Origin of the sequence: Mycoplasma anseris ATCC 49234 (assembly GCF_000702805.1) — a bacterium.
GTDB lineage: Bacteria > Bacillota_I > Bacilli_A > Mycoplasmatales > Metamycoplasmataceae > Metamycoplasma > Metamycoplasma anseris.
This window is the reverse complement of sequence record NZ_JNJX01000016.1, coordinates 1-7,403: the sequence shown is the minus strand read 5'-3', so window position 1 is coordinate 7,403 and position 7,403 is coordinate 1. Positions and strand designations below refer to the sequence as shown.

Here is a 7,403-nt window from a genome sequence, read left to right as displayed (position 1 = left end):
CGGAACTGGTTTAGGATCTGGAGTTGGTGTTGGATCCGGAACTGGTTTTTCACATTTCGAACTAATTAAAGGTAATGTGGTAATTACCCCTGTTGTACAAAAAGAAAGTATAAATAATAAAGACTTTTTGTTTTTCATTTCTTTTCCCTTTCTTATTTTAAAATAGGTCCATTTTCTTGTAATCATTCATATAATTCAAATTTCTTCATTCTATGTATGTAATCATCAAGAAATGGAACAGGCAATAACTCGTGAATAATTTCTAAATCAATAGAACGAGCTATTTTTCATGTACTAATTCTTGTTGTTCAGTCATTAAGAAGTTTATATGCCTCATCTAATTTTTCATTATTTTCTTCTTCATCGTCTTTAAAAAGCATATCTTCATAAATTAATAATTTAGCTCTTTTAATTGTTAAATCATCATTTGAAAATGGAAAAACTCCAATTACAAAATCATTAATCTCTTTTAAATATATTTTTCATATTTTTGCTTCTTGACGATCTAAACTTCTTAAATGTTCTTTAATCTCTTGTTTTGAAAAATTAATTTTTGCTTTCAACATATAAATCTCCGACTAAGTTTCTTATTTTTATTTATTAATTAAAAACTCTTTCCAAATTCTTGTAAATGTAAGAAATATTCAATTCTATACTCTATATTTTCTAAATTATCATTTTTATAATTTGGAATTAATTCTTGTAAAATTCTTGTATTAACACTTTTGACTAATAATTCTTCTCTTCCATTATAAAAAGCATTCAATGTTTCGAAATAATTATAAAATTCTGTCTTTGGATCAACATTGTCGATATTGCTTACTACAATATAAGCATATATTTCGTGCTTTATTTTTTTTATTTCTTCAGGATCATTTTTAAATGGATAACAAAAAACAATAATGTTTTTTAAAGTTTCAAGTAGTTCTTTATTTGATTCAAAATTAGAAGTTGATTTATCTTTTTCAATTGTGAATTTTTGAGAATTAAATTTTTCCTGTTTATTTTTCATATCTTCTTTATAAGATAAATTTTTATTAGATGTAGCAATTAACATTATATGAGCAACAATATTTAAAATTCATAAAAACCCAGTTATTAAAGCACAAAAAGTGCCGACAAACATTAATATTTCAATTGTTTTATTTTTTGTTATTGAAGCAATAACAATTGATAAAATAAATGTTGTTAAACCTAATACTATTGTAAATAGTATCATTGTTATATATGCAGTTTCATTTGGGCGACTTAAAATTGCTTTTATAATTAAAATAGCAACATTAATAAAAAATAAAATCATGATAACAATATTTGAAATTGCTATTTTTTTGTCAGTTTTCATTAAATTTTCCCCACTTTATTATCTATCTTGGTCAACTACAATAGCAATAATTATTCCTATAAACATTATTAATGGAAAAATAATTCCAACAAAAATCAATATTCTAGCAGTATTGCTTCATGTTTTTGCGCCAATTATCATTGCTAAGATAAAGTTTATTAATGTAATGGTGGCAAGTGCTAAAAAAGAAATCATTGCAATTCCAATTGCTAAAATTTCTTTACTAGTTTTTATGTCTTTATCAAATAATTTAGAATCAAAACCTAAAACAAAAGTTGCCACTAAAAGTATTGCTATTATTAATGGTACACCAATAAATGATAAACATAAATTAGCAACACCTAATTTCTTTGAACTAGATCACATTTTTTCTCCTTTCTTTTAGTTTATTTTTCCATTTTACAAAAAAAAAAAAAAAGGTCTTTTTTGTTCCTTTTTCAATGAAAAAGCACAAAAAAATAACCTTATGTTCTTTTTGTATTATTTTTTAGTTTTTTAAATCTTATTTTTATTGATAATTCTTTTAATATTTAAAAATCTTCTTCCGATTTTTGAAGCTAAGAAGAGAAAGCTAAATAATGAAATTCAATTATTTAGCTTAAAAATTTTTTGTTTGGTTTCTTTTTTTACAATTAAATCATACAATGAATAATTTTTAACTTTATCAATGAATTTAACAAACATATTATTCAAATGTTTTGTATTATCTTTTAATGTTAAAATGATATATTTAATGTCTTCTTTTAAATCTTTTTCTTCTTTAGGATTTAGGTTTGTAACTCGAATACTGGTTTTAATTGTTTCAATAATAAAATTAATGGTATTTTCAATATTATTTTCATTAGAAATCTCAATAAAAATTTCATCAAAATGTTTAATTAAATTAAATTTATTTTTGATAATGAAATTTTTTCAAAGTTCATCAAATGTATTTAATTTTGAATAAAGTTGTGCATAGTTAGTAACATTTTCCACTATAAAATAAACAACTTCTTTAAAAGATTCTAAACTAGAAAGATATGAACGAATTTCAGAATAATGTTTATTGTTTTTAAAACCAAAAACAAATTCCAAAATATCAGTATTTAAAGCATCATCAATTAAACTTTTAAATAATTCTTTAATTTCAATTTTGCTTTCTTCAATTACTTTAGAATCAAAAAATTGTTTTAAAACATCATAAATTGGTTTTTGATCACTATTTAAAATTTCTTTCCAACCATTTTTTAATTCTTTAATTGTGATGTTGTTTTTTAATTTTTCTTTAAACACTTGTTGTTGAAGCATATAAAGAATTTTTTCTAATTTACCATTTTTAAATAAGGTCAAGAAAATTTCTTTGCTTCGAGTTTCATCTTTTAAATATTCTAAAGTTTTTAAAATAGAAGGATATTTTTCTTTTTGATTTTTAAATTTTTGTTCAATCATTTGAGAAACAATAATTGGAATGTTCTTTGTTCCAAATTTAACATATGATTCAATAATTGGATAAATGTTTAAATATGGTTTTAAAATCTTTTTATATTTATTTTCCAGTTCATTATTAATAAACAAATTGTAATTTAAGTTTCTACCAAACACAAACTTAATTAGCCCTTCATTTGTTTGATTATCAAAAAGCTGTTTATATGAAAAAAGATCATCAAATCAATAATTTTTATTAATAAGGTATTTTTCAACAAATTCTGTTTTTAAATTTTCTAGATTGAATTTGGATTTGTTTATACTTAATTTAATAAATAAATCCATTGCTATTTTCTTATGTAATTTATCAGTTGGAAATATACTAAAAATATTTTCATTTAAATATTCATGTTTATTTTCGAAATATTCTTCATCAAATACATTTAAATAACCAATCTTCATTTCTCGAGCAACTTTTTTAGTCATATAATTGATTGCTTCTAAAATTAGTTGTGTTGCTTTTTTAGTAAAATAAAAATCTAAATCGTAAAAGCGGTCAATTAAAGAAGCAAAATAATTAACTACATATGGATAATTAATTAAATAAAGATTAGCATTTGGATTATGAAATTTAATAGTTTTAATTAAGCTTAAATATTCAGTCTTTTTAGTTTTAATTAATTCTTTGATGTCATTTTCAATTAAATTTAAGATTTCTTCTTTTTCTTCTATTCTTCTTAAACTTTTTAAATATTTAAAAGGTAGATTGTATAAAATATCATCTAACCCCAAATTAATTGTAATTAAATTAGCCTCTTTGATTTTTTGCTGAATAATTAAAAAATCATCTTTTTTAATGTTTCAATTCTTAAAATAATTGCTAAAGAAATTTCTAAAAGGATTTTTAACATTTCAATCTAATTGTTTTAAAATATCAAAATGATTAGTATATTTTTTTAATTCATTATGATCATTTTGAATTAAAGCAGTTCATAATTGAAAATGACTTGATACCATTGCTAAATTATCAAAGGATATTAAATTAGTTTTGTTATTTTGTTTAATTAAATTAGCCAAAAAACTTGGATATCCTAATCCGGTAATTTCACCATTTTCTAATTTTCCATTTGCAAAGAAACCAAATTTTGAACTTAATCCAGTACAAAAAGAATCTCCAATGGCAACATATTTAACATCAGAGATTAAGTCATTATTTAATTCTTCTTGTTTAAAAAAGTGATTTAAAAAATCATAGTTTCTTTTCATATGTCCTCTAATCATAAATTACATTATCTAAATTTTTAAAGTAATTTATTAATATTGTAATTGCTTTATTGATATCTAATACTTCATTTTTTAATAATAAATTATTGTTTTTAGCATATAAATTAATATTTTCTAAGATTGTCATTTCTTCAAAAGCAGGTTTTAGATTAATTTCTAATAAATGTTCAGGATAAGTAGAACTTATTAATTTATAAAGTTCAATGATTAAATCATTTTGGTTTAAAGCTTCTTGTCTAATTGAACCAACAACTGCTAATCGCACTCCGATTTCATTGCTTTCAATTTTAGGCATTAATAAACCAGGCGTATCTAATAATAAATAGTTTTTACAATTAATTCATTGTTCAGCTCTTGTAACTCCAGCAATTGAACCGACTTTAGCTACTTTTGATTTTGCCATTAAATTAATAAAAGTACTTTTACCTACATTAGGTACCCCTAAAACCACACATTTTAAGGGTGGGGTTAATTTGTTTTTAGCATCATTTTTTTGTTTAAAAGTTTGATAAAAACCATTTAAAGCAGAATTAATTTGCTTATAGGCTTGGTTGCTTTTTAAATTAGTTGTTATTACAACGCCCTTTTCTTTATATATATTGATAAACTTTTTTAATTTAGCATTATCAGTTTTATCAGTTTTATTTAAAACAAATAAAATTGGTTTGTTATTTGCAATTTTATAAATTTCATTGTTAAAACTAGATTCAGGAATACGACTATCTAATATGATAATAAAAACATCATATAGTTTTTGGCGTTCTTTTAATTTCTTAAATTCTTTAGCCATGTGTCCTGGAAACCAATGGATCATTTTTATTCTCCTTTCAATAGTTTTTTTAAGTTTTTATTTTCTTCTTCTAATTGATTAATTGTGTCTAAATATTTCTTGATATCATCAACAATTTCATCTAAAAATGAATCAACTTCTTCTGGATCATAGCCATTAATTGTATTTGCAAATTTCTTTTTGATAATTTCATTTATGCTTTTATTGTTTAGCATTATTTTAAAATAAAATCCTTTCCTTTTTGAACTTCATATTTAGATAAATGAGGAAAATCATTTTGTCTTAATATCTCAAATAAAACAATTCCTACACTGTTGGCTAGATTCAAACTACGACAATGTTCTTCCATAGGAATTCTTAAACAATTTTTAATATTAGTTTGCATAATTTTTTTAGGTATGCCTGTGCTCTCAGTTCCAAACATAACTCATACTTCATTATTATCTTGATATTCTTGTTGATAATCAATTTCATGATATGAATGAAGCCCGTATCTAGTAATATAATAAATATTTTTATCACCATATTTGCTTACAAATTCTTGATAATTGCGATGAATTTCATGTGGAATTTCACTTAACATATGACCTGCTCCATATCTTTTTAATCAATGCGGATGTAAATCAAAAGCAATTGGTTTAATAATATGCAATTTTGCATTTCCAGCAGAACAAGTACGAATGATATTGGCAGTGTTTGGTCCAATTTCTGGTTGGTATAAAATAACATTAATCATGTTAAAAATTATAACAATTAAAATAACAAAAAGACACCTAAAAGCAAAACAAAAATAAAAAAACTCATGATCTATCATGAGCTTTAATATGCATAGAGATAATTTCTCTCGATGTCGACTCTGTTTTATTATACTGGATTTTTAATATGAATTAAAAATTTAAGTTAATAACTTGATCATTTTTAGACATTTGCATTTGTTTTTTAAGTTTAATATATAGGAATAAATTAATTGTAATTATTGATCCTAAAAAGAATATTGTAAACAGTACAAATAAAGTAATTGACTGAACTAAATGAGGAGTTGAGATTCCTACTAAAATAATTGCAGAAACTATACTAATGATTGAAATCACAAACACTATAGTAGTTCCAATAAAAATTTCTTTATTTGAAATCCTTTTATAAGCAAATGATATTCAACTAAAAATGAAATCAGCAATAGAAGCAATTAAATAAGAACCAAAGTCTCTAAAGAAATATAAATCATAAAAAGCATTGATTTTATAATAATAAAAAGGTTGATTATGATTTGTATTACTATTTCCTAATTTATTAAAATAAGTAAAGTATAGCGGAATCACAATAAATAAAATTGTTATTAATGAAATATGTGCAAAAATTAAAAATGCCAACTTGATTTTCTTCATTTTTTCTCCTTTCACACTTTTTCAACCTTATTTAGTTTTACCTTTTTAAATGTTGAATATTAAAAAAATCTAATCTTTAAAAAATAACAATTATAAGTTTTTTGATTAATTTATCAATAATATTCATTATACATAGAAAACATCAGTCATAAAAGAGAATAGGAAATTTTAAGGAAACAAAATGCATCATTACCAAAAAAGCAATGATGCATTTTGAATTAAATAAAACTATTTTCTAATATTTAGTTCTTTAATTGTTTCTAAATATAAGTTGTAGTTAGTTTTTTGTAAGTGTTTTAATAAAGCCTTACGGTGGTTAACTTTAGCCATAAATCCACGCATTGAGTGCAAATCATTTTTGTTTGCTTCAAAATGAACTTTTAGGCTTTCAATTTCTTCGGTTAAGATTGCGATTTGAACTGGTAAATATCCAGTGTCTTTAGCATTTCTTCCGTATTTTTTAGTTAACTCTTGTTTCTTTTCTTTTGAAACCATTTTTTTCCTTTCATAACCTAGTAATAATCGTAATTATTACCACGATAGATTTTTTATACCAAACATTATAACAAAATAAAAAATAGATACAAAAAAAACACCACAAAACGGCGTTTTGATCAATCTCTTGAAATGGTACGCCCTAGAGGATTCGAACCTCTGACCCAATGGTTAAAAGCCATTTGCTCTACCTTCTGAGCTAAGGGCGCATTTATGGTGCCCAGAACTGGACTTGAACCAGCACGGTCATTACAACCAACGGATTTTAAGTCCGTAGCGTCTACCATTCCGCCACCTGGGCACGGTGTCTTTTTGAATTGCTTACTAATTATATTACATTTTTTTTATTATGTATAATTTTTTTTATTTTTTTTAAATCTTTTAATTTTTAAAAAATAAAAAAGCAACGACCTATTTTCCCGTGAAGGTATCGTCGGCACTGAAGAGCTTAACTGCTGAGTTCGGAATGGAATCAGGTGGATCCTCTTCGTTATGGTTGCTATGGTTAATATTATATACATAATTTTTAATTTTTTAATTTTTTTTATTTTTTTAGTCATATAAATTATAAATTTAATAAAATTTTTTTATATATACATTAAAGGAAAATTATGGAAACAATTGACATTAAGACAAGAATTTTTTTCTTAAAAAAATTAAGAGACACAATCATTAAATATGAAGGTCAAATTATTAATGCCTT

Annotated in this window: 9 protein-coding genes, 2 tRNA genes and 1 rRNA gene; all 12 read right to left on the bottom strand. The window is 23.2% G+C overall.

The window, feature by feature from the left end:
* Positions 1–152: 152 nt before the first annotated feature.
* The 12 genes from T401_RS07295 to rrf all read right to left on the bottom strand — a co-directional run bounded on the left by T401_RS07295 (position 153) and on the right by rrf (position 7,204).
* Positions 153–566: a hypothetical protein gene (locus tag T401_RS07295; protein ID WP_033179050.1), complete on the bottom strand. Its 414-nt coding sequence runs from the start codon at positions 564–566 to the stop codon at positions 153–155.
* 38 nt (positions 567–604) lie between these two features.
* Complete coding sequence (locus T401_RS07290) at positions 605–1,342, bottom strand: hypothetical protein (protein WP_033179049.1); 738 nt, start codon at positions 1,340–1,342, stop codon at positions 605–607.
* 18 nt (positions 1,343–1,360) lie between these two features.
* Entirely contained in the window at positions 1,361–1,708 is a 348-nt protein-coding gene (locus T401_RS07285; protein ID WP_033179048.1) for a hypothetical protein, read from the bottom strand.
* Between the two features lie 129 nt (positions 1,709–1,837).
* Complete coding sequence (locus tag T401_RS07280) at positions 1,838–4,012, bottom strand: SGNH/GDSL hydrolase family protein (protein WP_156935661.1); 2,175 nt, start codon at positions 4,010–4,012, stop codon at positions 1,838–1,840.
* Positions 4,013–4,019: 7 nt separating this feature from the next.
* Complete coding sequence (gene ylqF / locus T401_RS07275; RefSeq protein ID WP_033179046.1) at positions 4,020–4,844, bottom strand: ribosome biogenesis GTPase YlqF; 825 nt, start codon at positions 4,842–4,844, stop codon at positions 4,020–4,022.
* A gap of 2 nt (positions 4,845–4,846) precedes the next feature.
* Positions 4,847–5,035, bottom strand: coding sequence for a DivIVA domain-containing protein (locus T401_RS0103190; RefSeq protein ID WP_033179045.1), 189 nt, complete (start codon positions 5,033–5,035; stop codon positions 4,847–4,849).
* Entirely contained in the window at positions 5,035–5,556 is a 522-nt protein-coding gene (locus T401_RS07270; RefSeq protein WP_033179044.1) for a tRNA (cytidine(34)-2'-O)-methyltransferase, read from the bottom strand. The genes T401_RS0103190 and T401_RS07270 overlap by 1 nt, the downstream gene beginning before the upstream one ends.
* A gap of 151 nt (positions 5,557–5,707) precedes the next feature.
* A complete protein-coding gene (locus T401_RS07265) occupies positions 5,708–6,205 on the bottom strand; it encodes a hypothetical protein (protein ID WP_033179043.1) in 498 nt (165 codons plus the stop codon).
* 228 nt (positions 6,206–6,433) lie between these two features.
* Positions 6,434–6,700, bottom strand: coding sequence for a 30S ribosomal protein S15 (rpsO, locus tag T401_RS0103175; RefSeq protein ID WP_033179042.1), 267 nt, complete (start codon positions 6,698–6,700; stop codon positions 6,434–6,436).
* A gap of 133 nt (positions 6,701–6,833) precedes the next feature.
* Positions 6,834–6,909: transfer RNA gene (locus tag T401_RS0103170), tRNA-Lys, on the bottom strand.
* Between the two features lie 5 nt (positions 6,910–6,914).
* Positions 6,915–7,001 (bottom strand) — tRNA-Leu (locus T401_RS0103165).
* Between the two features lie 97 nt (positions 7,002–7,098).
* A 5S ribosomal RNA gene (rrf, locus tag T401_RS0103160) occupies positions 7,099–7,204 on the bottom strand.
* Positions 7,205–7,403 lie beyond the last annotated feature (199 nt).